The 25,859-nt window shown below is 42.4% G+C and carries 26 protein-coding genes; 5 read left to right on the top strand and 21 right to left on the bottom strand.

Features of this window, described 5'->3' with window-relative positions:
* Positions 1 to 188: 188 nt before the first annotated feature.
* A complete protein-coding gene (locus tag V7L01_RS19060; protein ID WP_335037342.1) occupies positions 189 to 1,937 on the top strand; it encodes an NAD+ synthase in 1,749 nt (582 codons plus the stop codon).
* A 74-nt stretch (positions 1,938 to 2,011) separates the two neighbouring features.
* On the opposite strand, the gene V7L01_RS19055 is transcribed toward V7L01_RS19060, so the two are convergent.
* On the bottom strand, positions 2,012 to 2,638 hold the full coding sequence (locus V7L01_RS19055; RefSeq protein ID WP_335037340.1) for a hypothetical protein: 627 nt from the start codon (positions 2,636 to 2,638) through the stop codon (positions 2,012 to 2,014).
* A 412-nt stretch (positions 2,639 to 3,050) separates the two neighbouring features.
* On the opposite strand from V7L01_RS19055, the gene V7L01_RS19050 reads away from it, so the two are divergent.
* Positions 3,051 to 3,959, top strand: a complete 909-nt coding sequence (locus V7L01_RS19050) for a peptidoglycan-binding protein (RefSeq protein ID WP_335037338.1) — start codon at positions 3,051 to 3,053, stop codon at positions 3,957 to 3,959.
* 159 nt (positions 3,960 to 4,118) lie between these two features.
* On the opposite strand, the gene hemJ is transcribed toward V7L01_RS19050, so the two are convergent.
* The 4 genes from hemJ to psbQ form a co-directional block, all read right to left on the bottom strand.
* Entirely contained in the window at positions 4,119 to 4,700 is a 582-nt protein-coding gene (gene hemJ / locus V7L01_RS19045) for a protoporphyrinogen oxidase HemJ (protein ID WP_335037336.1), read from the bottom strand.
* A gap of 188 nt (positions 4,701 to 4,888) precedes the next feature.
* Positions 4,889 to 5,740, bottom strand: a complete 852-nt coding sequence (locus V7L01_RS19040) for an alpha/beta fold hydrolase (protein ID WP_335037334.1) — start codon at positions 5,738 to 5,740, stop codon at positions 4,889 to 4,891.
* A gap of 88 nt (positions 5,741 to 5,828) precedes the next feature.
* Entirely contained in the window at positions 5,829 to 6,950 is a 1,122-nt protein-coding gene (locus V7L01_RS19035; RefSeq protein ID WP_335037332.1) for an NAD(P)/FAD-dependent oxidoreductase, read from the bottom strand.
* A gap of 110 nt (positions 6,951 to 7,060) precedes the next feature.
* A complete protein-coding gene (gene psbQ / locus V7L01_RS19030) occupies positions 7,061 to 7,516 on the bottom strand; it encodes a photosystem II protein PsbQ (protein ID WP_335037481.1) in 456 nt (151 codons plus the stop codon).
* Positions 7,517 to 7,875: 359 nt separating this feature from the next.
* Between psbQ and V7L01_RS19025 the strand changes: the two genes are divergently transcribed.
* Entirely contained in the window at positions 7,876 to 8,304 is a 429-nt protein-coding gene (locus tag V7L01_RS19025) for a hypothetical protein (protein ID WP_335037330.1), read from the top strand.
* Between the two features lie 6 nt (positions 8,305 to 8,310).
* On the opposite strand, the gene V7L01_RS19020 is transcribed toward V7L01_RS19025, so the two are convergent.
* The 5 genes from V7L01_RS19020 to V7L01_RS19000 form a co-directional block, all read right to left on the bottom strand.
* On the bottom strand, positions 8,311 to 10,707 hold the full coding sequence (locus V7L01_RS19020; RefSeq protein WP_335037328.1) for a hybrid sensor histidine kinase/response regulator: 2,397 nt from the start codon (positions 10,705 to 10,707) through the stop codon (positions 8,311 to 8,313).
* 619 nt (positions 10,708 to 11,326) lie between these two features.
* Positions 11,327 to 11,908, bottom strand: coding sequence for a hormogonium polysaccharide biosynthesis acetyltransferase HpsU (gene hpsU / locus V7L01_RS19015; protein ID WP_335037326.1), 582 nt, complete (start codon positions 11,906 to 11,908; stop codon positions 11,327 to 11,329).
* A gap of 10 nt (positions 11,909 to 11,918) precedes the next feature.
* Positions 11,919 to 12,875: a glycosyltransferase family 2 protein gene (locus V7L01_RS19010; protein ID WP_335037324.1), complete on the bottom strand. Its 957-nt coding sequence runs from the start codon at positions 12,873 to 12,875 to the stop codon at positions 11,919 to 11,921.
* 23 nt (positions 12,876 to 12,898) lie between these two features.
* On the bottom strand, positions 12,899 to 13,831 hold the full coding sequence (locus V7L01_RS19005) for a glycosyltransferase (RefSeq protein ID WP_335037322.1): 933 nt from the start codon (positions 13,829 to 13,831) through the stop codon (positions 12,899 to 12,901).
* Between the two features lie 134 nt (positions 13,832 to 13,965).
* On the bottom strand, positions 13,966 to 14,790 hold the full coding sequence (locus tag V7L01_RS19000; protein ID WP_335037320.1) for a hypothetical protein: 825 nt from the start codon (positions 14,788 to 14,790) through the stop codon (positions 13,966 to 13,968).
* A gap of 220 nt (positions 14,791 to 15,010) precedes the next feature.
* Here V7L01_RS19000 and cobU point away from each other — a divergent pair, with 220 nt between their 5' ends.
* Both cobU and V7L01_RS18990 read left to right on the top strand, forming a co-directional pair.
* On the top strand, positions 15,011 to 15,583 hold the full coding sequence (gene cobU, locus V7L01_RS18995) for a bifunctional adenosylcobinamide kinase/adenosylcobinamide-phosphate guanylyltransferase (protein ID WP_335037318.1): 573 nt from the start codon (positions 15,011 to 15,013) through the stop codon (positions 15,581 to 15,583).
* A gap of 49 nt (positions 15,584 to 15,632) precedes the next feature.
* Positions 15,633 to 16,082: a hypothetical protein gene (locus V7L01_RS18990; RefSeq protein ID WP_335037316.1), complete on the top strand. Its 450-nt coding sequence runs from the start codon at positions 15,633 to 15,635 to the stop codon at positions 16,080 to 16,082.
* Between the two features lie 305 nt (positions 16,083 to 16,387).
* Here the strand turns inward: V7L01_RS18990 and V7L01_RS18985 are convergent, their stop codons facing one another.
* From V7L01_RS18985 to V7L01_RS18935, 11 genes are all read right to left on the bottom strand, one after another.
* Positions 16,388 to 18,031, bottom strand: coding sequence for a glycosyltransferase family 39 protein (locus V7L01_RS18985; RefSeq protein WP_335037314.1), 1,644 nt, complete (start codon positions 18,029 to 18,031; stop codon positions 16,388 to 16,390).
* 389 nt (positions 18,032 to 18,420) lie between these two features.
* Positions 18,421 to 19,215, bottom strand: coding sequence for a GNAT family N-acetyltransferase (locus tag V7L01_RS18980; protein ID WP_335037312.1), 795 nt, complete (start codon positions 19,213 to 19,215; stop codon positions 18,421 to 18,423).
* 226 nt (positions 19,216 to 19,441) lie between these two features.
* Positions 19,442 to 19,597, bottom strand: coding sequence for a hypothetical protein (locus tag V7L01_RS18975; protein WP_335037310.1), 156 nt, complete (start codon positions 19,595 to 19,597; stop codon positions 19,442 to 19,444).
* Positions 19,598 to 19,628: 31 nt separating this feature from the next.
* Complete coding sequence (locus tag V7L01_RS18970) at positions 19,629 to 20,549, bottom strand: NAD(+) kinase (protein WP_335037308.1); 921 nt, start codon at positions 20,547 to 20,549, stop codon at positions 19,629 to 19,631.
* 6 nt (positions 20,550 to 20,555) lie between these two features.
* Positions 20,556 to 20,861: an NADH-quinone oxidoreductase subunit NuoK gene (gene nuoK / locus V7L01_RS18965; RefSeq protein ID WP_006199065.1), complete on the bottom strand. Its 306-nt coding sequence runs from the start codon at positions 20,859 to 20,861 to the stop codon at positions 20,556 to 20,558.
* A gap of 60 nt (positions 20,862 to 20,921) precedes the next feature.
* Positions 20,922 to 21,536, bottom strand: coding sequence for an NADH-quinone oxidoreductase subunit J (locus V7L01_RS18960; protein WP_335037306.1), 615 nt, complete (start codon positions 21,534 to 21,536; stop codon positions 20,922 to 20,924).
* 124 nt (positions 21,537 to 21,660) lie between these two features.
* The gene (gene ndhI, locus V7L01_RS18955) at positions 21,661 to 22,245 is read right to left on the bottom strand and encodes an NAD(P)H-quinone oxidoreductase subunit I (protein WP_190890175.1); all 585 of its coding nucleotides are present in this window, start codon (positions 22,243 to 22,245) and stop codon (positions 21,661 to 21,663) included.
* 82 nt (positions 22,246 to 22,327) lie between these two features.
* Positions 22,328 to 23,446 (bottom strand): NADH-quinone oxidoreductase subunit NuoH, encoded by a 1,119-nt coding sequence (gene nuoH / locus V7L01_RS18950; RefSeq protein ID WP_335037303.1) that lies wholly within the window; start codon positions 23,444 to 23,446, stop codon positions 22,328 to 22,330.
* A gap of 342 nt (positions 23,447 to 23,788) precedes the next feature.
* Complete coding sequence (locus V7L01_RS18945; protein WP_335037301.1) at positions 23,789 to 24,925, bottom strand: citrate synthase; 1,137 nt, start codon at positions 24,923 to 24,925, stop codon at positions 23,789 to 23,791.
* A gap of 107 nt (positions 24,926 to 25,032) precedes the next feature.
* A complete protein-coding gene (gene sixA, locus V7L01_RS18940; RefSeq protein WP_335037299.1) occupies positions 25,033 to 25,527 on the bottom strand; it encodes a phosphohistidine phosphatase SixA in 495 nt (164 codons plus the stop codon).
* Between the two features lie 122 nt (positions 25,528 to 25,649).
* A partial coding sequence (locus tag V7L01_RS18935) for a hypothetical protein (RefSeq protein WP_335037297.1) occupies positions 25,650 to 25,859 on the bottom strand: 210 nt, incomplete at its 5' end.

Raw genomic sequence — 25,859 nt, 5'->3', positions numbered from 1 at the left:
TTAAGATCCCCCCGCCTGCGGCGACCCCCTTTTTAAGGGGGTAAAAGAGGGTTATAAGCCCCTCTTTTTAAGGGGGGTTGGGGGGATCTTCAAAATATTAAAACGTTAACCGAACCGTATTCCAAAGTCAAAAGTCATAAATGACTCTTGACAAATGACAAATGACCAATGACTAATGACTAAATACAATGAAAATTGCGATCGCTCAAATTAATCCGACAATTGGTGATTTGCTTTTAAATGCCCAAAAAATCCTGGAGGCGGCACAACGAGCAGCATCTAGCGGTGCGCGTTTGTTGTTAACACCAGAACTTTCTTTGTGCGGCTATCCACCAAGAGATTTATTACTAAATCCTAGTTTTGTGGAAGCGATGGGCATCACTTTACAAAACTTGGCTCAGGATTTACCACCAAATTTAGCTGTGTTGGTAGGAACTGTTGAACAGAACCTCGAAGCGTCTATTACTGGCGCTAAAACTTTATTTAACAGCATGGCTTTGTTAGAGAATGGGACAGTCAAGCAAGTTTTCCACAAACGACTTTTGCCTACTTACGATGTATTTGACGAACGTCGCTATTTTGAACCAGGTTTGCAAGCTAACTTTTTCACTTTAGATAATATCAATATTGGCGTAACTATTTGCGAAGATTTATGGAACGATGAGGAATTCTGGGGCAAACGCAGTTACGCAGTCAATCCGATTGCTGACTTAGCAATTTTGGGTGTAGATTTGATTGTAAATTTGTCTGCTTCCCCTTACACGGTCGGCAAGCAGCAGTTTCGCGAAACAATGCTCAGGCATAGTGCAATACGTTTTCAACAACCGATGATTTACGCTAATCAGGTTGGCGGAAATGATGACCTAATTTTTGATGGACGGAGTTTCGCCTTGAATCGTCAAGGTGAAGTTATGTGTCGTGCCCGTGGCTTTGATACTGATTTAGTAGTAGTTGAATTTGACGAAGCGCAACGGGATTTTAAATTAGGTTCTATAGCAGCAGTCTATGAATCGGAAAATGAAGAAATTTGGCAATCTTTGGTTTTGGGAGTGCGAGATTATGCTCGTAAGTGTCGCTTTTCTAAAGTAGTTTTGGGTTTAAGTGGCGGAATTGACTCTGCCATAGTAGCTGCGATCGCCACTGCGGCACTTGGTAAAGAAAATGTCCTCGGTGTTCTCATGCCTTCTCCTTACAGTTCCGAGCATTCCATTAGCGATGCTGTGGCGTTAGCGGAAAATTTGGGGATTAAGACTAATCTTTTACCAATTGGGGAGTTAATGCAAGGCTTCGATCGAACATTAGGCGATTTGTTTGCAGGTACGGAGTTTGGACTGGCTGAGGAGAATATACAGTCCCGAATTCGGGGTAATTTATTAATGGCGATCGCTAACAAATTTGGCTATCTTCTCCTATCTACCGGTAACAAGTCAGAAATGGCAGTTGGTTACTGTACCCTCTACGGTGATATGAATGGCGGGTTAGCGGTAATTGCAGATGTTCCTAAAACCCGTGTTTATTCACTTTGCCAATGGTTAAATCGCAATAATGAAATCATCCCGCAAAACGTCTTGACTAAACCACCCAGCGCTGAACTCAAACCAGGTCAAGTCGATCGAGACTCTCTACCGCCTTACGAAATTCTGGACGATATTTTGCAACGCCTGATTCATAATTACCAATCGGCAGCGCAAATTGTTGCAGATGGTCACGATCCGGTGATTGTAGACCGAGTAATCCAAATGGTGGCGCGGGCTGAATTTAAACGCCGACAAGCACCCCCTGGCTTAAAAATCACCGATCGCGCCTTTGGAACTGGTTGGCGAATGCCAATTGCCAGTAACTGGGTTGGTGTCAAAAATGCTTACCAAACTAAAACTGTACCTACACCTACCCTAGTTTGTCGGGATGGACAAGATGCCCATCCGCAAATTAAGTAGTAGTTTGTCAAGAAAAACGGGGACACGAGGACAATTTCCCTCTCCCCGTCACCGCGTCTTCTTCCTTCGCTGCATCACCCAATCGCCACATCTTGTTGGATATTAAGATTTGCTTCCTTTATCAAAACTTTTAGCAAAGCTACCACGCCAATTTGGGCAGAAACAGCATTAGCATCCCATTTGCCATCTGCTACATACTTGCCTTTGCTGTAGTTGTTAGTCCCTGACCACAGGTAAGGTGTGAGAACTTCTGGATGGTACCTTCTATAACCAATACCGTTGTATCTCTCTAACTGCCAAAGCTGTGCTGGCAAACTCCAATCTTTTACTCGGTTGAATTCTTTGATTGTCAAAGCATCAATAGCGCTTTCTTCCCAAGTGTATCCTACCTCCCAGCCGTTGATGGGGTCAGCAAGTGGTCTGCTAGATGGTTCGTTGACAGTACGTTTTTTTAGCGAGTCGCCGTTGTGCAGATGTTTGCTGAAGCTAAGGGAAGCTTCCATATTATGAATGACTGCAATAAAGTGCCAAGGCACATTAATTTTTTGCACTAATGCCTCGTAACGAGGACGATTTGCACTGATTTTCGCAACTATATTTTGAACACTATTGAGTTTATCTGGTCTGATTTCGCAGTTATCCCAAAGCTTCTGATATTCTGGTTTTAAATCTTGAAGGCTGAGTAGTATTTTATTTGGCATTTTTCTTAAACACCTAAGAATAACCTTAACTTTTCTAGTTATGACGAAACTAGCTCACTTATCTATTTTTTGCAATTTTTTATACAAAATTTAATTTCTGCATAACTTGCTCTGAGTAACTGGTTCTATGCAACCTCACAGGTAATCAGTAGTATTAACTAAGTCGTATTGCTCTATAAACAAGCTTGTTCTGGATTTATACTTTGTAGTTTTTAAGTATTATTACGCAGTAAAACTTGTGAATAAATACCTTTATTGTGCAGTATAAATTATGAATATTTTGGGTGCTTAATCATAAAATAATAGTAAAAATTTTAACATTATACTTCGCCTTCAGAGTATTGTTTCAAACAACATCAATCTTAAAAATGATGTTTATACTTAGAAGTAAGTAAATGAAAGCAGGTACATAATGAAACTACAAGATTTCTTGGGAACAGGAGAAAAATGGGCATTCGACGCGATCGCTGAGGATGTAGACTTGACTCGTCAGATTCAGATACTGTTAATCGGCTTAGGTTTGCTAGAACCTCCAGCCGATGGTAAATTTGGCCCTGTTTCTGTGATATCTCTCAAAAAATTTCAAGAATTAACAAAGACTGAAGAGAGTGGCTTTTTAGGAGCAGTCACAGCCAAGAAACTAATTGAAACCAAAATAGACGATCTTCCTAAACCCCCGTTAAAACTAGGCAATGATATCGCAAGTAAGATTGTGAAATATATGCTATCCAAAGGTTATCAGGTATTTACCAATCCAAAAGAATACAACATTGTTTATGTAGAGGGCATAGATGCAGACTGGACTCTCAACAGCGATACACCCAATCAATTTAACGATCGGCGGATTGTCATTGAAGTAGTAAATGGCGTTCCCAAAATCGTAGAACACTGGGAAGCTACTACAGAACCAGGGAGGTACTACACTTATAATCCAATGAATCCGAAAGGAGCAGCTAGGATTCAGTTTGGACAATACAAAGCTTGGGCTGTTGGTATCCACGGCACAGCAGAACCTCACGAAGCATTAGTACAAGTTGGAGATATAACTGTTTGTAGAGATTTCAACAAAGATTTTAAACGGACTGGCGACAAACTTGATACAGGTGATAATTTTTATGTGAATCAACACTACGGCTTTGATTTTCCCAAGAATGATATTCGCCTTGCTAGTGCGGGTTGTTTAGTGGGACGGACTCGTGAGGGACATAGAGAGTTTATGGCGATTGTTAAACAAGACCGCCGTTATGTCGCTAATCGCAAATATACTTTTTACGCTACTGTGATTCCTGGGGATGATTTACTGAAAACGTTTCCAGGATGAGGTAATGGTTAATTGATAGCATTTGTTGTTGTGATGCAACCTTTAGTAAGGTAGCACAGCTGTTATAAGTGTCAACTTAACGTGAAACACAAAACTTTTCCCTCTCCGAGTCGGAGAGGGACAGACTTGAACTTTAGTTCAAGGCAGGGAGAGGTTTATCTAACTTTGTTCTTGTGGTTGCCCTATTTGTGCCGTCAGTTTCTCTTTATCTAGCCTGCGTTTTTTGGCATAAAGTTGAATAGTGACTGCCATCAAAATAATCATGGCGAAAATAGCCCAAGCAGCGATATCTGTAGGTAGATTATTCTTAAACACAGCCAGCAATACAATCGCTACTAACATAACTGTCGGTGCTTCATTTAAAGCACGTAATTGCTGACCACTCCAGCCACATTCATCTACTGCTAACTTCTTCATCAGCCGAGCGCAGTAATGATGATAGCCAATTAAAATAGCAACAAACAGCAGTTTTATATGTAACCATCCCTCTTTTAAAACATCCGGTTCAGTGGTTAATAAACCGATGGCCATTGCGATCGTCACAAACATTCCTGGGTTAGTGATGATATAGTAGAGGCGCTTTTCCATAATTTGATACTGATTTTTCAGTATCGTTCGCGCTGGTTCGGGTTCAAGGTTCGCTTCAACGTGATAGATAAAAAGACGAACTAAGTAGAACAAACCAGCGAACCAAACTACAAATCCGACAATATGAAAGGCTTTAAACCATGAATAAGCCATGAATACTCATCTCCTGTACTTGTGGTTGCAATCTATTTTTAATGCTAATAAAAAATTCACAAATGCAGTCTGGAATAACATTACAAGTCTGGCAAAAATCCAGAATTCATTTCTTTACCACAGATAAATCATTGGTGTTTATCTGTGGTTTCATTTTTATAATATCGATTTTTGCCAAAAGTATATTGTCAATGAGCATCTTTACGACGCACAAAGGGTAAAAGGTCTTCCAAAATCGCTTCGTGGTAGTGTTCTTGAGGATAATGTCCGACGTTATTAAGTTTTATTAATTCGGTATTTGGTACGGAATTGGCAAAATTTTCGGCAATGTCTACTGGTAACCAAGGGTCAATCATACCCCATTGAATCAGAATTGGCTGTTGCCATTCTTTAAAACCAGATTCGATTTCTTTCATTGCTGAATCAAGCTGTAAATTGCGAATACTTGATAAGAGACTCCGCCCAGATGAAGAACTTTTCAAGAATGGTTTTCGATAAATATCTAATTCCTTATCCCCTATGCGGTAACGGCTTCCACCTTCTAGCGTCCGGTCAACCAAAAGCGGGTCTTGGGTCATGACTTCACCTGCCAAAGGTAAACCCATTTGTTTAATTTTCCAGGGTAATTTGGCAGCAGTTGAAATGGGTGTATTTAAAATAGCTAAATTGGCAATTTGTTCGGGGTGACGCAAGGCATATTGTAGCCCTACAGAACCTAAAAAGCCTTGGACAACTAAAGAAAAATTTTCAAGTTCTAGCGCTTTAATAAATCCTTCTAAAGCTGTGATAAAAGCATCGGGAGTGTAAGCAAAATCTCGTTTTTCTGGTTTTGCAGAAAAGCCGTAACCAATCCAATCTGGGGCGATCGCTCTTGTACCCTGATTCGCCAAAGCAGGTATAATATTACGCCAACTATAACTTTGTGAAACTAAGCCGTGTAGCAACAACACAGGCGCTAAGTCAGTTCTGCCGATTGGTAAAGATTCCCGATAAAACCATTCCAGTGAATCTACATTGATTTTATGTTCTGTTATTGACACGCTATTTTCCTATATTGGGCATTTGTCATCTGTCATTTGTCATTGGTCAATAATCAATAGTTCTTCTTCCCCTGCTCTCTCATCCCCCTCATCCCCCTATTCCCTGAGGAATAATCATCTCACGAATCGCATAAGCTGTAGCGGGCGCTAGTAAAACGCCGTTGCGATAGTGTCCGGTAGCTAGGAGGACATTACTAAACCCTGGTAACTTACCAATAACTGGGGCTGGACGACCTTCAGGACGGGGACGTAATCCTGACCAAGTGCGAAGAATAGTTGCTGTGGCTAATTCTGGGCAAAATGCGATCGCTTGTTCTCTAACAGATTCCAGCAGTTCTTGATTTGGCGGTATCTCATCGCTATTGTTGGGAAATTCCACTGTTGCACCCACCCAATAATCTCCACCGCCCACAGGAACAATATGGACATCGTTACCCGTTATCGCTGGCTGGAAGTCGGGATTGCCTAATGGATGCCCCACACGCATTTGCAACGCTTGCCCAAGTACAGGGCGGATATCAACCATCTGATTTAATTTTGCCGTCAGTGGTGTTGAACCTAGTCCGGCTGCGATTACAAACCAATCTGCGGCTATTTTTCCTTCTGTAGTCTCAAGTTGCTCGCAAAATTGGCGGGAAGACTCAGGTGGTGAGGTTTGGACATCTAAAACAGCCGCACCAAACTTGAAAGTGACACCGTTGTGCTGGGCAGCCTCAACTAAAGCTAATGTCAGGGCTGTTGGATCGATTTGACGGTCTTGGGGAGAATAGACAGCGCCAGTAATTTTTTCGTTATTAATTTGAGGACAGATATTCTGGAGTTTAGCAGTGTCCCATATTTCTAAATGCCAGCCTTGAGTGTGGCGAATTTCTACTAGCTTTTCCCATGCTGAAATCGCCTCTGGGGAAGAGGAGGAATCAGACAAAAGCATGAGAATTCCCTGGCGATTAAAAGGAATTTTGCGACCTGTTAAAGCTTCTAGTTCGGGAATCAAAGTTTCATAGCGTTGGATGCTAGTTTGCCGCATCTGCCAAGCTTTGCCCTTGATTTTTTGGCTGATTGCGCCCATCAAAACGCCAAGTGCAGCGCCCGTGGAAGCTTGTGCTGGTGGTTGTCGGTCGAAAACTGTGATTTTCAGCCCTTTTACTTGACTCAGTTCATAGGCGATCGCAGCCCCAACCACACCACAACCGATAATAACTACATTCATGACTTGTGCTTAAAGTGAGAAGTTAGGAGTTAGAAGTTAAAAATTTTAAATTCTTAACTCCCAACTCCTAACTATTAACTGGAGCAACGGAAACGTTTCCGGCTTTGCTCCTAACTCTCTTCTGTTCTAGGAAGCAGCTGGAGGAATTTGTCAATATCTGCAAAAGCAGCTTCAGAGCTAGTCAAGGCAGGTTGAGCTTTGCCAGCACTAGTAGCTTTATCAAGTTTAACCAGGTCGTTAAACAAATCTCGCGTTATCTGACGTGCTGGGGGTTGGTCTTTGGGCAGAAGGTTGGGAATGACATAAGTCAGGTTCAGCCTTGCTTCTGTTATAGGCCCGTGTATAAAGTTACGCACATTGATCCAATCACCTCTTTGGATCAAGCTTTTCAACTCTTGTGAGCGATCGCGCACAGCCTGAATTTCAGGAACGTATGCTTGAATTCTTTCAAGTTGCGTTGCTGTGTAAGTTGGAGGTGCTACCGCGACACCAGGGCCGCCACAACTAATGAGGAATGTGGCCAATAATACTAGGAAAAATGAAAAAATCGAGCGTTGACGCACCATACATTGAACTTGATTAGTGTTTTTTTTGCCGATTAACAGTGTCATTTTAGATCGCTAGCGCAATTTATCGTTCTTATCGGCCAAGGATTTTGCAGAAAATCTTGATATTTTTTAGAAAGAGCAGAGTTTCATCTGCTTTTGAGAAAATTTTAAGTATAATTACTTAAGAGGTGTTAGCCAGTCCCAACAAGAAGCGATTTTTGGCATCTGTTAGTAACCAGGATTGTTAGGGAAGTATGATTTAGAGTTGCTAAATTTCAAAGGTCTTGATAAGCTGAAACACCAATAGGATAAGCCTTCTGGCGATTTTTATTTCTTCACATCCCCCAGACGCCGACACAATATAGGAGTGTTTTTTAGTGAACGCATCTGAACAGGCAACGAACCTTGAACTCGCCAGCAACATTGCTACGGTAGTTAATTTGTTCAAATTCGAGTTTCCTGATGCCAAATCCGATCTTAAACCCTGGAAGAATGACCCAGAGACTAGGGAATTAGTCGATCCAGATTCCATAGATATTGGCTTTCACTTTCCTGGTATCAGCAAATCTTGGCGAAGTCGCAGTATTTTGATTCAAATCCGATTTTATCAAGATCCCATCAATAATTCGCGGCGAGCGATCGGCGTGGAGATAGCTGGATTCGATCATCGCGGCGAAGCGTGGCGACTTTCTACGGTAGAAAACTGGAGTATTGTCGGCGCATCTTCGCCTTCTGGTGAAATTGGAGATAAGCTCAAACAGATTTGTCGGCAGATTTTAGAAGTTTTTAATAAATCAAGTGATTGAAAGGCTCTACTTTGTGTTGATTACCATCTGTAAATTTGTTAACAAGTCGCTTGAAGTGTAAGGCTTGGACAAAAGGGTTTTGACACTATTACCAAGGTTTTTAACCATTTCATGATTGGAGGCTAATCCACTGACACCAATAATTTTGAGGTCTGGATTAATTTTTTTCAAGACATTGATAGTTGTTGGCCCATCCATATATGGCATCATCATATCAATCAACACTACACTAATTTCTTGTTGATGTTGTGTATATAGTGCGATCGCCTCAATACCATCACTAGCGACTATAACTTTGTAGGCATTATTTTCTAACCAGGTTTGAGTCACTTCTCGAATTGAATCTTCATCATCAACAACGAGAATCAATTCTCCATGCCCTGCTGCTAATTCCCGATCTTTAGCTAATTCTCGATCTGTATCCATTGTCTGGGTGACGGGGAAGCAAACTTGAAACTCTGTGCCTTTACCTACTTCAGTAACTACATTCACAAAACCGCTGTGGCTTTTAATGATGCCAAGCAGTGTTGAAAGACCAAGCCCTGTGCCTTTACCCACTTCTTTTGTTGTGAAAAATGGCTCAAAAATTCTATCTACTATTTCTCTGTTAATTCCTGTACCTGTATCACAGACGCTAATCATTACGTAAGAACCCACCTTAGCATCAATATTCATCCGGGCATACTGGCTATCAACCCAGAAATTATTTGCAGAAATTTTTAGGATACCGCCATCAGGCATGGCATCACGAGCATTAATACAGAGGTTCATCAGCACTTGATGCACCTGAGTAGCATCGCCAAAGATATTCCACAGGTTTTGCCCAGGAACATCGATACGGATTTCAATAGCTCTGGAAAATGTTTGTTTAATAATATTTTCAATTTCCGAAATTAAATCCCGCACTTGTAAGGTTTTAAAGTTACCTACCGAACCACGTGAAAACCACAGAACTTGTTTAACTAAATCTGCCGCCCGTTGAACATTTGTTTCCATGATTGCCAGCCATTGCTGACTTTTTTCATCCAGGAGTTTTCCCTCTAGAAGTTGCACTGTCATCATCACGGGTGTGAGTGCATTGTTGAGATCGTGAGCGATACCACTTGCCAGGGTGCCAAGACTCTCCATCCGCTGGCCCCGGAGAAACTGCGCTTCGAGTTGTTTTTTTTCTGTAATGTCGGAGTTGACAATGAGGATGGATTTGGCTTGCCCGCGATCGCTATTTACCAGCGTCCAACGGCTAGCAACGACGATCTCTTTGCCTTGTTTTGTGACTTGATGTAACTCACCTTGCCACGAACCACTCTCAGCTAAAGCTTTCTGAATGTTTTTCAGTTGGTAGAAATTTTGCTTTCGATACAAAAGCTGATTGGCATTCTTGTTCAGTGCTTCTTCTGCCGTCCAACCATAGAGATGTTCAGCCCCTTTATTCCAAAATTGAATTTGGTTAACCAAATCTTGAACGAGAATCGCGTCTGTGGTAATGTCGAGCAAAGCAGCTTGCTCGCGGATTTTCTGTTCTGCGTGTTTGCGATCGCGTAGTGCGGCTTGCTGTTCGCTAATATCAATCACAAAGCCCGTCATCCGAGCAACTTTGCCTGTAGAGTCTAAAAATATATATCCGTTGTCCTCAACTGTAATGTAAGTGCCATCTTTGCGGCATATGCGAAAAATGAGGTGGAATCGCTCTTTTGTGGATAAAACGCGGTTAATCTCTTGGTTAAATAAGTTTCTATCTTCAGGATGAATCAACTCTAGCCAACGGTTCAAACCTCCTAACATCTCAGGCATGGAGTAACCTAATATTCGCTCTACATTGCCACCATATTTAATCTCGTTGGTATGCAGGTTCCAGTCGAAGAGAATCTGACCACTTGCTTGAATTAGGGCTTGATAGCGATTATTCCACTCACTTAATGCAGCGGAATGACACCGCAATTCCTCTTCTACTCGGTGGCGCTCAAAGATTTCGACTTCCAAACGCTCATTTTGATCTATGAGTTTTTTTGTAAGTTTTCGTAACCGTAAATGCATATTCACCCTAGCTAAAACTTCTTCATATTCTAGGGGTTTAGTAATGTAATCTACTCCGCCAATATTCAAGCCTTTAACTGTATCTACTTTTTCATCAAGGGCACTTATGAATATTATTGGAATATCTTGAGTGGCTGGATTGCTTTTCAAAATTCGGCAGGTTTCAAAACCGTCAACTTTTGGCATCAATACATCCAACAAAATCAGGTCGGGTAAGGCATATTCTGCCATTTCAATTGCGCTTACTCCATCTTCAGCTACTAATACTTTAAAGCCTGACTGCTCTAAAAAACCAAACAAAACCTCTAAATTAGTAAGGATATCATCGACGATTAAAATGACATCTTGTTCGTGTTTATTAAAATTCATACTTGCATCCGATTACAATTTTTTTAGTTGGAAGTCCCTTACTTGTGGGAATGGCAGAAAATTTTTGCTAATTAGAGTATCTGCTGGCTAATTTGGTAGATCGCATCTTCTGGCAAGTTTTTTAGATATGCACAAATTTTGGATTTGAAATCAAAAAGATTTAATTAAAATAGGATTTTATATCATGTCCGCATAATTAGTTATGCTAACCACAGTCATTACACCCCACCCCCAACCCCTGCCACTCTTCGGGAGGGGAGACAAAGCGTAGCTTTGGCGGGATGGGCTTCTTCCGGTTTAATAAGCAATCAAGCGGACATGATATTACGCACTTTACACATAATTTTAGCTTGACGATTCACCTATAACCCAACACGCTTGGGTTAAGCCTAAGCGTTGTCCAAAAAGTCTGGAAATGTTGGGTTTGGTTCCTCAAACCGGGAAACTCATCTCAACTTAACAGTTTCAGGTTTTTGGCTATAACACCAAGCGTATTGGCTGCTAAATGTGGATAAAATTGTAGCGATCGCACTTCTATTCTTTTCTCAAAAGCGAATAAATAAAAAATAAGGGTGCACAGCTAACTGTACACCCCTACTTTGTTTATCTATCTATAAAATCACGGCTTTGTGGGAGGATCGAGTTTTATCCGAGCCGTCTTGGCATGACAAGGGCTTCCCCAACAAACCTGCCCTGAGGGCATATCAGTAAAAACACTACTACGAGCGCCAATCACAGCATTAGCTCCAATTTGCACTCCCGGCCCAACAAAACAATCTGCTGCTACCCATGCACCATTGTCAATGGTGATACTCGCTGTTTTCAACCCAAAGGCAGGGTCTTGGAAATCATGACTACCAGTACACAGGTAACTTTTTTGGGAAATTACGCAGTGTTCGCCGATGTGGATGCGATCGAGGCTGTATAAAACTACGTTATCTCCAATCCAACTGTAGTTGCCAATGGTAACTTTCCAAGGGTAAGTGAAGCGGGCGGTGGGTCGAATTAATACGCCTTTGCCGATCCGAGCGCCAAATAGTCGTAGCAGAGCACAACGGAGAATATTTAACGGTTGAGGAGTCAGGGTAAAGGCGATCGCTTGTACAAACCACCATAATAAAATATACCAACCTGGACGACCCCGGTCGAACCAAGATTGGTCATATTTGCGTAAATCTACGAAAGGTTGCTCGTTAGTCATTAGTGATTATTTAGGAGTCAATAGTCAACAGTTTTGCCTCTGCTCCACTGCTTTCCTGATCCTCTACTCCCTCCTTTGGGGTAGTTGCAGTATTTAAGTGACCGCCACAGTTGCGTAATTCATAAAGTTTGACGCCAATTTGATATTCATATTGACTCAACAAGCGTGCATAAATATATCCAGCTTTGCCATCCAAAAAGCCGCGCTGAATAATATAAAATAAAACAAACCGTAAAAGGGGTTTGAATGGCAAGTGTACCCACACTTTTTTCAAAAAGCGCTTACGTTGCACTGCATCACCAAATAGATTGGCACCAATAGTACCGCTATCATCTTTACCTGTGAGAATATTAAAATAAACACTAGCTTCCCAATTGGAATAGCGGTTATGCCGCTCTAACCAGTGATAAAGGTCGCGGAAGTCCTCGTGGAGCATATCATTTTTGAGATAGCCGACTTTCCCTTGCAAAATCACGTGTTCGTGAACTTCGTTATCTCCAGTATTGGGAATGTCTTCTGTATTTAGATTTTCGTAGCGACCTTTTTTATGTTGAAATAAACGTAGATTCCAATCAGGATATTTGCCACCATAGCGAATCCATTTTCCTAAGAAAAATACGCGGCGGTTGAGATAATAACCGGTATACTCATTGTTTTGAATTGCTCGATCAATTTCTTCCCAAAGTTCGGGAGTGATGCGCTCATCACAATCTACAATTAGTACCCATTCGTTGCGAAAAGGGAGATTATCTAAAGACCAATTTTTCTTTTTGGGCCAACGTCCATTAAAGTTGAATTGCACGACATTTACACCGTGACTTTTAGCAATTTCAATGCTGTTGTCGGTACTTTGAGAATCTACTACAAATATTTCATCTGCTCTGGCGACGCTGGCGAGGCAGGCTGGCAAGTTTGCTTGTTCGTTTTTTGCTGGAATTAGTACTGAAACTGGTATTTTAGATGACATATGAGTATAAATTATGTTATTGGTTATTTCTTATTTGATGTAGATAAAAGACCTTGAATAGCAGCATTTAAGTAACCAATCTGACCGTAAGCATACACAAGTTTGTCAAACCGTTCTGCTGGATCGGAGAAATATTGCAATGCTTTATACAAGCCGCGTACAAACCGTTCGCTACCTCGCTGCAACTGAGCGATTCCAGCTTTCCCAGCGAGTTGTTCTCGATAGCACTCACTGATACCCTGCCACCAGCCTCGGTTTAAAAACCAGGAGCGTTGGAGGCGCTCTGGGGCTACATTGTGAGCAACAAGTGCTTCGGGAAGATAAGCTACTTGCCAACCACGCTGTAGGGCAAATTCAGTCATTTGCAGTTCTTCATTTGATAGTAGATTTTTTCCCACTCGACCGAGATGAAGATCGAAACCGCCAATTTCTTCTAGGAAACTGCGGCGGATAGAGTAATTTAAGCCTCTGGGTGTTGAGCCAGGTTGCTCGATGTAGATGTTACTGTCACCCAAGTCATATGCACCGAGATTTGCCGTTAGCCCTGGAGATAGCCACCGTGGTTGTTGAATTCCTGGGGGCCATAGGAGAGTGACTTTGCCACCTGCGATCGCTAGTTTAGAGTTATTGTAATAGGCAAAATATAAAACTTGTAGCCAACAAGGGCTGGCTACGGCATCGTCATCCAGATAAGCAAGAATATCACCACTAGCTACTTTTGCACCCGTGTTGCGGGCGACAGATAAACCAATGGTGGGTTCAAATACATACTTCAGGCGAGGATGGTGGGCCCTTTGTTCTACAACTTCACGAGTGCGATCGCTAGACCCATTATCAACTACCACGATTTCAAAGTCAGCAGCAAAATCCTGCGCTAAAAGACTATCAATTGCAGCCCCTAAATAGGTATCTCGATTGTGGGTACAGATAATTGCAGAGATTTGGGTGTCTGGCATAGATTTAATTTTGGATTTGAGATTTGGGATTTTAGATTAAAATCTTAAATCCAAGGCACAACTGCTGAGAGTTAATTTAAACCAAAAGTTACTGACCCACCAACCGAGTTTCTTCGGAAATAATCTTTAAAACTTCACGTTTGTTGAATATGACTATGTAAAACTACAAGAGTTTGGGCCAGTTGACTCAGACGAGTTTCCAAAGATTGCTTGCGCCCCAACAGCTGACGTAACTTTTGGTAACGAGCGATCGCCATGCTAACATTGGGAACTTGATCCGCTGGACATGGGCGCGACCAGACTTTACCAGCATTGTCTACACCGCAGAGGCGATAGCCAGTAATAGATGATTGATAAGATACTTTGCCACCACTGGCGCAAATTTCTTCTACGTAGTTCATCAGGCGTTCAACTTCTGCATGGCGCAGTGTTGCAGTTCCTGCCGGTTCTGGTTCTTGGGGATCGGATTCTAACCAGCCATTGACAATTGGCCCTTCTAAGTAAATATCCTGAATTTGCTTCAAAATATTTTGCAGTTCTGTTTGCCAACCGGCGACAGTTTCCTGAATTTCTTGCAATAGATTCATCGCTAGTCCAGGATTAGCTCCGTGGCGATGATTACTAAAGCTGGGAGTTTTCAACTTGGGTAGGCTGGGTGTTTTGCCACCATTCTCTTCTGCTTGAAAGGTCTGCACAGAGTCATGCTGAGGAAAGAAATTTTGTTCATGAGCATAATCACTCTCAGCATCTACGCCCAAGTCAACTGTTTGCCCTGGTGTATTTAGTTCCCCATCCTCAGAGGATGGATGTGTACTTTCTGTGGGTTCGTTGGCTCCGACGCTGATTCTAAAAGAGAAAGGCCGTTTTGTCGTCGAATCACCTGTCTCAGCGGCAGAGGCAGTACCGCGATTTCCTAAATCGTGTAGAGTTGCTTCTATGCGTTTTAAGCCTGCGTTCATAAAGACATCCTAAAGTTTGCTGTCCCCAATGGTATTGAATAATTAAGAATGGGGTTGTTGGGATTTTCGGCTTTTGCCAGTTGTAGCATCAATGATGCTGGTGCTAATTTTATCCCTTAAAAGTTATTTGAAACCGAAAATCTCACCGATGAACTAAAAAACGGTAAGAAATTGCAACCGTAGGCATATTGTTAACTAATTCGCCACTTAGGAAACAACTTTGGGTAAAATCATCTTAGTAACAGGGCCAGCACGATCTGGTAAAAGTGAATGGGCGGAAACTCTAGCCATGCAGTCAGCAAAAGCAGTTGTTTATGTAGCAACAGCCACTGATAATCTAGACGATCGAGAGTGGCATCAACGCATTTTAGAACACCAAAAACGTCGTCCTGAAGACTGGGTAACTCTATCTGTACCTGTGGAACTGTCTGCTACCCTCGCCGATGCGAAACCCTATACCTGTCTTTTGGTTGATTCTTTAGGGACTTGGGTTGCTAATCTCCTGGAACAGGACGAATTTAGCTGGAAAAACATCGTTGCAGAGTTGTTAGAGACGGTGGATCTGGTTGCTGCCGATATAGTGTTTGTAGCAGAAGAAACAGGTTGGGGGGTAGTACCAGCTTATCCCTTGGGGAGAACGTTCCGCGATCGCCTGGGTTCTTTAGTGCGCCAGCTAAGTACACTCAGCGAAACTGTTTATTTAGTTACTGGTGGTCATGTTCTCAATCTTAGCGTCCTTGGTTCGCCATTACCAAATAGAGGGGAAGGAGAAGTGAGAAATCAAGATTCTTAATTGATTCAAATTAATCCAAAATCTAAAATTTAAAATCTAAAATTGTAATATGGCAACCAAACAACAAGTTAGAGAATATCTTGCCTACTGGTTTCAGTTAGGTAAGAAAGTGATTACGGGCAACGGTAAGGCAAGCTTTTTGCCCCAAGACGCTCGCGGACTCGCTATCGCTCCGCTATCGGTGCTAAATGGCGATCGCTATAGTGAAGAATTTGAAGAATGCTGGCAAAAAATTCTCTCACCGGAATCGGGTGATTGTTACCTAGAGGGTACACATGAAACCATCGCTGAACTGTTGACACCAGCATGGGATATGGTGCGTTGTGGGCGTTGCAGTATGCCAGTAGCCGCGCGAAATGTCGGGATGCCGGCGTTGTTATGCCCGTGCAATGATTTACCTAACTGGCCTAATACCGAATTACCAGCACCGCGAGAACCAATTAACACTCAAGACCAACTCCAAAGAATTCGCGATCGGCTTGTGGATAATATTGCTTAATTATGAATTAGGAATTATTTTAATTTTTCCTGTAATGGCTTTTAGTCCCACCGCAGGATTTTTTTATGTCTATGTTAGGGGCGCAAAACTGTCATTGCTGTCAACTTAAGGTAAAAGCAGTTTATCTCAGAATTTGCACCAGTCTCTACGACCGCCTCAGAATGAATTCTGAGGCTTATAGCTAAAGTCTTCTAAAGAAGACTAAGTAAGGGTTTTAGTCCACTTGAGTGGACTTGGGCTATAAGAAAAGAGAATTTATTCTCAGGCGGGATAGGCAGGTGCAAGATATGACTTATAACAAGCTTTTAGAGTTTGTCTAGGATATTACGTCGGCGTAACTTCCGAGGTGTAGTCAATTTCCATACCGAATAATAGTTGTTACTGGAAACGATATCTGTTTTTAATTTATACTTTTTTTCGATTTTTTCGCGCAAAGTGCCTGAAGGATTGAGTAAAAACACATCAGTAAACTTATCAGGAATTTTGGGAATTGTTTGGTTGTTCACCAACAGAAATCGCACTTTTGGTTCTAAAAGATAACTCAGAGAAAAGACGTTTCCATAATTGCTGCTCAAAGCATCACTAATCAAAAGTGGGCGAGACGTTTGATTGATGATTTGGGCAATTTGAGGATTGCCATTGCTCATACCCTTATTCCACCAAGTTTCTGTCTGGGAACTCACCTTATAAGAAATCAGACCACAAATAATCACTAATGCCATGATTATCTGCCAAATGCTTCGGCGTGCCACGCTCCCATTATATAGTTGCGTAGCTAGTAGGTAAGCAACAGTCACTTGGATTCCTAAATAAGATGGTATGAAATATGGTTCGCTAGATGATTGTATGCCACCAGTACTTGACAGTATTAAGGGTAGTGCTGGCACTACAATCAATGCGATCGGAAAAAGCCAGACTTTATAGTTAGTTGTTAGACAAAGGAAATAAATTGAATATCCTACTAAAGTTAAAAAGAATAGCGCAATTAAATAGACTATAGGAGTGTCTAAGCCAAAGTCTATATCAAAAAAAATTCGGCTTAACTGTATTAATAAAAAAGGGAAAGCAGGTATCAGATATGACTGTGATGTTGTTTTGTCTGCTGAAATCAAAAATTGGAAAAAGTCACCGATTACAATTGTTAGCCAAGGCATGAAAGCTAAAAAGCCTACCAGTGATGCTAACAGATAAGTTCTGACAGTTCTAGTCAACTTAAATTTGGCAGCGAGCATTACATAAATTCCGTGAGCAAGTGCTATAAATGCACTCCAAAGAAATGTATAAAGACTAATCGCTAAAGTTACCGCATAAATGCTCCAAATAGCGAATAAATCGGGTTGTTGTCCTTCTTTTAATAGCTCATCTTTTTCTTGTGATTCTAGCCGTATTGCTCGCAGCAAAGACGCACTGGATAATAATATGGTGACTAACCAGAGAATATATTCTTGTGCTTCTTGGGCATAAACTAGTTGAATTGGAGAAATGGCCATAAGTGCGATCGCTACACCAGGAACTGATAATGGCACATTAAATAATTCTCGGCATAGCCAATAAACACAAGGGAAAACCAGCAAACTGATGAAGGCAGATAATTTTCTAATCGCCGTCACCGAATTACCAAAGATTTGCATCCACAATCTAGCTATTACGTAATACAACGGTGGATGGTAGGGATCTTCTTTTGCCAAATTCATAATTGTGGCATTTAAGCTTTTTTCTGGATTTGCACCTTGAAACTGAGCAAAGCTTTCTTTGCCAATGACACGATTATTAAAAAGTTGCTGTTTTGCTTGATTAATTGTGTAACCAGAAATCCGCAATGAGGTATAAGTTTCATCATGCCAGTAAACTTTGCCATCAAGGTTAAAAAAGCGAAACAATATACCCATTGTCAATAAGAAAATAATTAAAAATCGCAACCAACTCGGAGCAAATTTGAGATGGCGCATAAGCAGTTTTCCCAAGAAGTTCCCTAAAATAAAATAATCTAGTCAGGCAGGCGAACTGAATGAAGTGCCGCACCTACGCCCGTTCTAGACTTCGCTAGTTATTATATCTAAACCCGTTCATCTGTATCGCCAACATACTTTGAGTGAGAGTTATCTGATGTGAAATATTAGCAATAAATATCTCTTTATATTAACTTTAAAAATAATTGTACAAGGTTGTATCAAATACAGCAAAATAGATTTTTATTTTATAGCCGAGGTGCAGATGAAGAGTAAAGTATCATAAATATTCCTATTCTTACAGTCCGTATGGTACACTTTTACGAGTGCACCATAAGGACTTTGTTCCTGTAGCCACATGTGAGTGTCGTTAGGGCAAAAGAGAACTTTCACGAAATTTGGTAACGCCATTTAGCAAAGTCTTTGCAATTAGATATAGTCAAAAAATCAATAGTTTTAAATTGTCGGTCGATAGCTGGAATACTGCATATTTTGGCTCCAATATTCAAGTATGCTTGCAAAATTTTCGGAATTTCAACATCAGATGAATCGGGACAATCTTGAGGCATTTCTAGACAATATTGTGAATTTGGATAAACCAAAATACTTGGATGCATCAATCCATTATGCTGAAAATAATCATAAGCACAAGTAGCTTGCCAAGGAGATTGTGTTAGTAATGATGTACAGCCAAAAAAATATTGGTTTTTACTCCAGATGAGATAATTTGCTAGCCCTTTCCATAGTATTAAAAGCGCCTGACTGTTGCGATATTCTTTAGCTATACATGCACGCCCAACTTCAACTGATGCCCGAAGCACAGAATTGGGAATCGCGTTAAGATTAAATATATCGGCAGCATCAAAGCCTAATCTTTGAGAAGCCATTGTGTAGGTTTGCATCCGATAAGTTCCAATGGTTTTACCAGTTTCTTTAGATATCAAGATTAAATGATGGCAAACCGCATCAAACTTATCTATATCCATCTGGGTAAAGTTAGAAGCAGAAAATCCCAAGCCTAGTTCAAGATTAAAAACTTCAAAGCGCAACTGAAAAATTGATTCTAATTCTTTTTCAGTTGACGCCAGCCGTAGGATATATTTTTCAGTTTGAAGGACGGGAAAATCTTCAAAAGTCAGAGGAGGATTGAGTGGGTAATTGATGTTGCGTCCAGAAACTTCCATCTATCTTCCTACTTAGATTGGCGAAAATATCCTACTAGAATTTAGGCACTAGACAAATAGCTCACATTATGCATTAATGTGTCGAAGCATAATTTGGACAATTTTCGATAAAAGAACCTCTAGAGAGCTTTTTTACTCTCTTGAATTAGAGGTAGAGTGCTTTTATTATGGGCATTAATTCCGAAAAAATCTGGCAATAAGATACAAAATTTTCTTTTGATATAGGCTATGAATACAAGTCAGCAAAGAAAGTCAAAATCAGGGCAAAAAGCCCCCGGATAAATCCAGGGGCTTGGATAATTTTGGCTGCGATGCTTGCAGTGTTGCCGTTGCGTAGGCGTAGCCCGTCGTAGACATCGCCTACGGCGGGCGGGTACGCCATCGCAATCTGCGGTAAATGCACTCTAAAATACTTAATTACGGTGATTATTGCTGTAGTGAACCCTTGTACCTGCCCAAAGCAACTTATCCCGCAGCGTCTGATAGTAGGAATTGTTCTCGCGCAAAATAATAAATTTAGCCCGACAATCTGCCATCCGCACATCAACGCGGTGTCCCGGCCAAATTGAAGTCCCTAAAACTCCATCTGTCCACAGCTTGGTACTCAAATCGTAATCCCCCAAAGGCCAAATACTCACCACAGAACCAGGGGGTAAAACGAGGGGGCGACTAGAAAGGCTCATTGCACAAATAGGAGTGATGGTAAGCGCCTCCATACCATCATGCATAATCGGCCCATTAGCAGAAACGGTGTAACCAGTAGAACCTGTGGGAGTGGAAATAATCAACCCGTCCCCGACGTACTGATCGACTACCTCACCGTCAATTTCCATTTCCAGAATTGAAGTAATCATCCGATCTGCGGAGGCGGGTTTAACACAAAACTCATTCAGAGCCAGATAATGCTCGCTAACTGGTTCTAAATTAGACCCGTGACCCTCATACACAGCAGCTTGTAACATCATCCGTCGTTGGATAGCATAGCGATCCTCAAACAGCCGATCCCAAACTTTCTCTGTATCTTGAAACTCTTCCACTGACTCAGTTAAAAACCCCAGATGACCTCCCACATTCACTCCCAGAATAGGGATGCCCGCCGGGGCTAAATGTCTGGCACCAGTTAAAACAGTACCATCGCCACCGAGTACCAAGGCGAGATCGATTGGTTGAGCCGCGGAAGCCAAAAAGACAGGATAGGGGTTGTCTTTCGGCCCACTAGGCCCCATCAACACCTGGCACTCGCGGCTTTCTAGTTGTTTAGCACAGATTTCTGCCCATTGTTTACTCCGGGCATCCCGCGCTTTATAAGCAATGATTACCTGCTTGAGTTGCACGCACAATTACCACTTCAGGAGATTAAACTGCTCCATATCGACGGTATCGCGGTTGCGATAAATGGCCAGCACGATCGCTAAACCCACCGCCGCCTCGGCTGCGGCCACGGTAATCACAAATACTGTGAAAACCTGACCCTTAATTAATGTTGAGTCGAGGAAGTTGGAAAATGCCATTAAATTCAGATTAACAGCATTGAGCAGTAACTCAATTGACATCAGCACCCGCACAGCGTTGCGGCTGGTAATTAAACCGTAGATGCCGATGCAGAATAAAGCTGCTGCTAGTAATAAAAAGTACTGGAGTTGCATGAATCTGGGTATCCCTCCTGAAAAAATCGGGCTATATATTTGCGGTCTGAGTCGCAAATATTACTCTTTTGTTTCGCTGGTTGTTGATACTAGTTCTCTGGGGCGTTCTTGCAAAGTCAAAACAGTTTGCCCCAGTTTGGATGGTGTCAACAGGTCTGGCAAATACTCGCGGCGTGCCAAAATAATTGCTCCTACCATTGCGATTAGCAGCAAAATGGAAGCCAGTTCAAAAGGCAGTAAAAAGTCAGTGAAGAAATGTTCTCCAATTAAAACTATAGAACTTTCGCCACCCGCCACCGGAGCGGCTGAGTAAGCCCAAGGAGTAGCCAGCACCATCGTACTTAAAAGACCAAACAATCCGACACTGACTATACCCGTCAGTGCTTTCCGCACCCAAGAGTTGGGAAATGCGACAAAATTCTGCCGTTTGTTCACCAACATAATGGCAAACAAAATCAGCACGTTAACTGCCCCAACGTAAATTAGTATTTGTGCAGCTGCAACAAAATCAGCATTTAGCAACAGGTAGATTCCCGCTATGCTGATGAACACGCCCCCCAGCATAAAGGCAGAATAGACGATGTTGGAGAACAGCACCACGCCAATGGCCGCCCCAATCATCATCACGCCTAGTATGGCAAGCGATACAAACTGTACTCCTTCTGCTAGATTCACTGTTTTTTGTCCTTAGTCATTGGTCATTGGTTATTAGTCATTGGTCATTGGTCATTGGTCATTGGTCAAATAACATAGACGCTTCTGCGGCTTCCCGCAGGGTAGGACAAATGACAAATGACATTTATTTTTCTGTTTGTTCTACCAGGTCTTCTGGACGCGCACCCGCACGTGGCGCATCTGCGGGCAGTCCATGTGGTTCGAGAACGCCCTTGGGTAGGTAAACTAGTTCGCGCAGTGGTGTAACCATTGGATCGTCTGTTACCTTGTAGGGCAGACGACCTAGCGCTACGCTGTCATAGTTCAATTCATGGCGATCGTAAGTGGAAAGCTCATACTCTTCTGTCATAGATAGACAGTTAGTTGGGCAAAATTCCACACAATTACCGCAAAAGATACAAACTCCAAAGTCAATGCTGTAGTGGTTGAGTTTTTTCTTCTTGCTGGCTTTGTCGAATTCCCAATCTACTACAGGCAGGTTAATCGGACAAACGCGAACACAAACTTCGCAGGCGATGCACTTATCAAATTCAAAGTGAATCCTACCGCGAAAGCGTTCGCCAGGAATCAGTTTCTCGTAAGGGTACTGTACGGTAATCGGACGCCGCCGCATGTGATCGAAGGTGACAGAAAGCCCCTGACCAATGTAACGCGCAGCTTGTACTGTTTCTTTGGCGTAATCACCAACTTGTTTCAGGAACTTTAGCATTATGTTTCACTCTCTCTTTATTTGTCCCTTGTCCTTTGTCCTTGGTCATTAGTACAAATGACTAATGACTAATGACTAATGACTAACCGCCGAAGGCGAAAGGAAAGGCTAGTTTCAGGGCGGCAGTTAATAGAAGATTAACCAAACCAACTGGCAACAAGAACTTCCATCCTAAATCTAACAGTTGGTCAATCCGTACCCGTGGCACTGTCCAGCGCAACAGGATGGCGACAAACACTAGTAAATAGGCTTTGAACACGGTCATCGTAATCCCCAAAGCCGCAGTTACTATCTGGAACACAGGATTTAGTTCGCTGACTCCCAGCCAACCAGCGATGAGGTTGAGGGGAATGGGAAAGTCCCAACCGCCCAGGTAGAGAATTGCTACTAGTAAGGAAGAAAGGATCAAGTTCACGTAAGAACCCAGGTAGAAAAGACCGAATTTCATCCCTGAATATTCAGTCTGATAGCCCGCGACGATTTCTTCTTCCGCTTCGGGTAAGTCAAAGGGTAATCGTTCGCATTCAGCTAGGGCGGCTATCCAAAAGATCAGGAAACCGATTGGTTGTCGCCAAATGTTCCACCCTAGAATGCCGTAGCCAGACTGTTGATTGACAATATCAACGGTGTCGAGGCTGTTAGACATCATAGCGATCGCTAATACCGCCAGCGACAAAGGAATTTCATAACTAATAGATTGCGCTGCTGCCCGCAACCCCCCTAAGAGGGAGTATTTATTATTAGATGCGTAGCCAGCCATTAACAAACCAATGGGTTGAATGCTTGACAAGGCAATCCACAAGAATACGCCCATGCCGACATTGCTAATTACGATGTTCTGCCCAAAGGGGACGATCAGGAATGACAGAAACACCGGAATCACAACAATAATTGGGCCAAGGGTAAACAGCCAAGGGTCAGATTTGGCTGGTACTATATCTTCTTTAAATACCAACTTCAAACCATCCGCTACAGGTACCAGCAACCCAAAAGGCCCCTGGTATTCTGGCCCAATTCGCTGCTGTGCAGCAGCGGAAATTTTTCGTTCTAGCCAAGTAGCAACTAATACCCCTACTGTTGCCCCAATTAGCATCAGTATCATTGGCAGTGGCATCCAAATCGCTTTGGCTGTTCCTGCTGGTATACCTAAATCCCGGAGGGATTCAATAAAAGTTCCTTGGAGGTCAATTCCTGAGTTCATGTTTCCACTCTTTAAGACATCGAGTCATAGTGAATTACAACTATTAGTTGAATTAATACCTGTAAATTCACCCATTTTTAATTTTTGCCCAGATGACGCTTGATTGAAGATTTATTGCTAATTCCCATGCCTAGTATATCGTTGGATGGTTTTAGCCCTCTGAAGCGAGATGAGAACTTCTACTTATGGTTGGCATTGAGATTGGCTATTGAGGAGACGCGGGGACAAGGGAAGAAGCAAGGGAGCAGGGAGCAGGGAGCAGGGGGGATGGAAAAGAGGAATTGGGGCAAGGTGCGCTTTGCTGGGGAGAAGGTTTCCCTTTTCCCCCTGCCTCCTGCCCATTTACCGTTGGCCAATGGGGGTATAAGTAACTTCGTGCCGACCGTTGTAAACCTGGGTAGGTCGGAAAATCCGGTTTTCTGCTAGCTGTTCTTTCCAGTGGGCTAGCCAACCGGCAACGCGAGCGATCGCAAATATTGGTGTAAACAAGTCTGTGGGAATCCCCATCTTTCTATACACCAAACCTGAGTAAAAGTCAATATTGGGATAAATCCCTTTGCTACCGAGTTTTTCTCCTACCACTTGTTCCATTTCTAGGGCAATATCATAGAATTTGTCATGCCCAAACTTTTCAAACAGTTGTTCTGCTAGGCTTTGTAAAATTATGGCTCGTGGATCTTTCACTTTATAGACACGATGTCCAAAGCCCATAATCTTAGATTTAGTTTCCAGACAATGCTCTATGTAGGGACGGACATTCTCCACAGAGCCAATTTTTTCCAACATCTGAATTACTTCTTCATTGGCCCCACCATGCAGGGGCCCTCCCAAGGTTCCCACGGCACTTGCAACCACAGCGTAAGGATCGGTTAAGGTGGAAGCTGTTACCCTGGCACTGAAAGTGGAAGCATTCATTGTATGCTCGACCTGAAGTATCAAGCAGACATCAAAAATCCGCGCCATCAAAGGATCGGGTTCTTTCTCATCGAGCATGTATAGAAAGTTGGCGGAGTAGTCTAAGTCATCACGGGGACGTATTGGGTCATTGCCTTTTCGCATCAGTTGGAACGCTGCTACCATCGTGGGAATGGTTGCTATCAGGCGCACCACCGAATCTCGAATGTAGGCAGGGTTATGTAAATCCCGGAGCGAATAAAACAAACCTAAAGCAGCAGCAGAGGCTTGCAAGGCATCCATTGGGTGACCGCTTTCTGGAAAGCATTTCATCATGTCCCGAATGCGGTATTTTATCCGCCTGTGGTAACGAACCTCATGCTCAAATGCTTCCAGTTCTTCCTTGCTTGGCAGTTCACCCCAGATTAAGAGATAAGCAGTTTCCAAGAATGTACTTTTTTCTGCTAGTTCCTCAATCCGGATGCCACGATATTCTAGTATTCCCTTTTGCCCATCAACATAACTGATACTTGATTGGGCGGCGGGAATGCCTTCTAAACCAGGCTTGTATTCGCACACCATCATGGCAACACCATTCGCTTTATGAAATATCCGATCGTGCTAACTTACCAGAAATTATTGTCGCTATAACAGTAGCCCTTCTAACAACAATTGAAAATGTTGAAAAACTGTTATAGCAGGTACTTGGGTGGTGTCAACCAAAACATCTGACTCCGACCCAGAGGAGAACCTGTTTCTGGTAGTTTTATCCCAATCATACCTGCTTTTTTCAAGACTAAGCTTCCTTTGACTTCCCCCCATAGGAGAATTTCTGCCCAACTGGTCAAATCAGGTTCGTGTCCAACCAGCGCCAGTTGGGTATTTTGGGAATAATTTCTCGGCTCTAACCAGTCTTTTAGCCAACTAGAAATTTGACCATCATGGGCGAGGTGGCTAGATTCCTCTAACTGGGGGCTTAGTTTTTCTGCTATAAGGATTTCAGCCGTTTGGCGGGCCCGCACTAAGGGGCTGGTGAGAATTAAATCAAAGCTTAAACCCAATTTAACAAGTTTCTGGGCAACTTTCTCAGTTTTTTGCCTTCCTTCTTTGGTAAGGCTGCGCTCTTCATCTTTGATGCTTAATCCCTTGTCCTCGGCGATGCCATGACGAAATAAGTATAGTTCCATACTTTGAGTTCTGTTAGCGTAGCGGGGCGTAGCCCGTGCTTAGTTAGGATTTACGTCTGGTGTGACTTAATCTATCCTAATCTTAATTATTATTACGTATTCTTCGATCTGATTTTAAATTATTAGACAGTAGGATACCATTTACACTGCTCAAACCTCTGTTTCAAATACTCCTGTTTGGGATGGCAAATTTTTTCTTCTGGAACTCGTAACTTTATCCCATCAATTCTTCGATACTCAGTAAACCAAAAAGTTTTTCCAAAAAGGCGATCGCTACGCACACCGCAGGCATCATCAATAAACAAACACGTATAAGCAAGTATTATTAAATA

The organism is Nostoc sp. (genome assembly GCF_036917095.1).
Lineage (GTDB): Bacteria > Cyanobacteriota > Cyanobacteriia > Cyanobacteriales > Nostocaceae > Nostoc.
Note: the sequence above shows the minus strand (reverse complement) of the source record. Positions and strands in the feature narration are given on the sequence as shown.